This is a genomic window from Okeania sp., assembly GCF_983059655.1.
In genome coordinates this window covers 1-2238 of sequence record NZ_CEZPJD010001057.1, presented here as the reverse complement: position 1 = coordinate 2238, position 2238 = coordinate 1, and the positions used below count along the sequence as shown (strand labels likewise).

1 protein-coding gene is annotated in these 2238 nt (G+C 34.6%); it reads left to right on the top strand.

Annotated features, from left to right (window positions below):
- The first annotated feature begins 117 nt into the window (after positions 1-117).
- Positions 118-2151: a lipase family protein gene (locus tag AC3DU7_RS31700; RefSeq protein ID WP_488043203.1), complete on the top strand. Its 2034-nt coding sequence runs from the start codon at positions 118-120 to the stop codon at positions 2149-2151.
- Positions 2152-2238 lie beyond the last annotated feature (87 nt).

Genomic DNA, 2238 nt, shown 5'->3' with positions numbered 1-2238 from the left:
TCAATAGTCTCTACAGGTATTTATAGTTAATGGGCGATCGCTTAGTAGAGATTTCTAGACCCACTTTTTGGACATCATTCAATTTTTCACAACACAACAACAAAAGGAAGCATTATTATGGCAAAAAAAGAAAAAAAGGAAAAACCAAAAGCGAAAGAAACCTTTAATCTCAATATACAGGAAACAGGAACAGAGCATGAAGGCTACTTCAAAGGAGATTCTTCAAAAGATTATTCTTCAGACGATGATTCAATCTCACCAGCAAAGTATTTATGGGACAGGAAAATATTTTCTTTGATTTGGCTTTCCTATTGTGTTTCTTTTCCTAAGCTTTATACTGGTAAAGAACAATACTTATCGGATTTAGCGAGTAGAGCTGTTGAAGAAACTTTCAAGGATAAGAAAATTAGGAGATTAATTGGAGAATGGGAACTTGTATGGGGTGTTAGTGTTGAGCAAAGACCAACTTCTAATGTTGCAGATGCTACAATGTTTGTTGCTAAGTATCTTTCCTACCCTGGTAAGAGGAAGGCAAAGTATTTGAATTATGAGGGTTATGGAAATTTAGATCCAAAGGAGGAATATAAAGAATTTCATGAAGAAAATAAGACACAATATGTCATTTCCATTGCTGGAACAAATCCTTTCTCAATTTTTGCTACTTTGTTTCAAGATTTAAGTCTATTTAAAACTCGCTCTTGGAACAAAGGCGAACCTTGGAGTAAGGATGTTATAGATAAAACATCAAGAAGGAATGAACCTGCCATATCTTCAGGAGCTAGTAGAGGATTGAAAGTTCATTTGACAAAAATGCGGAGTAATACGGGTGAGTTACTTTTAGATTTTCTCAAAAGGGTAGTTAAACAAGAAATAGAAGAGAAAAAAAAGATAGGAGGTGAGTTACAACAGATATTAACGGACATAGAAGGGAAATTAAGTCAACTCCAAACTAAATTACAGAAACGAAACGAAGATCAACGAAACATTGAAAAAATAACTAACTTAATTAAATCAATTCAAGACAAGAAAGTTGCCTTGGACAAGAAAACTGGATATGACCAATTGAATGAAGCTAGTCAGCTATATATCAATGCTTATCAAGTATGGTCTCATGTTCAAGAGAAATTGACGACTGGAACTCAGCAAGAGAATAAAGATGATGAATTGGAGGCCCAAGATCAGAAGAGTGATGATTCCATTGATATAGAAAAAGCTAAAAAAGATTTTAAGAAAGCAAAAGAGGATGCACAGATAGAAATCATTGTCGCTGGTCACAGTTTAGGAGGTGCTCTAGCGCAGATTTTAGCTTTAGCATTAAAAGAGAGCCAAGATCAATGGGATAAAGGTAAGCGATGCAAAATAAGAGTGGTAACAGTCGGAAATCCATGTTTTACAAATGATAAGTTTGTAAGCAGGTATGAGAGTAAACCAGATCTAAAGGATAATACTTATCGATTTTGGTCCGATCTGGATACGGTTCCTCATTTAAGCAACAATCCTGGTAAACTATCCACCATATATGAACCTGATATTCCTAATAATGCACTGATTACTGTTTTAACTGACATTCTCCGCCAGAGTATCAAGCAAAATAAATACAGGCATATATCTAATCAACCTGCTGCATTTAATGGCTATAAGCGCAAGGTCGATCAAAAATTTGCTCTTCAATATATTAATGAAAATCCAGAGATTAAAGATTATATTTCAACTCAGATTACTTCACTCATCTTTTTACTTTTATTTCAACAATTACAGGTAGCATTATTTTTGCCTGATTTTGTTGGAGATGTAGTGGAAGATACCTTTAAGGTAGTTGTTAAGGATTCTTCTGAAGCTTTAGCCAAGATTGTGGCTCAAGGATTTAATACTGTTGGAGAGGCAGATGTAGCACTTGAACTTTTCCGCAACAGATTCTTTGATGCATTCTCTGGAATTCCTGGTTTTGGTGCATTTACCCAGTTTAATGCCAATTTATTAGATACTCAAAACGTAGTAAAACTGTCGAATTGGTATTTACAATTTGCTTACCAACATGTTACTCAATACGAAAAACATTTTGAGATAGAAAAGTTTACCGAAAGGATGAGAGAAATTACTAAGAAATCTGAAAAGAAGATGAAATACAGCCGGAAGAAAAGGCTAGAATAGATTATTTCTTTGAAGAAGGCAGAAGGCAGAAGGCAGAAGGGCAAGAAAGGTTGAAAGGGATAAGGTTTTTATATCAAATCTGGTAGC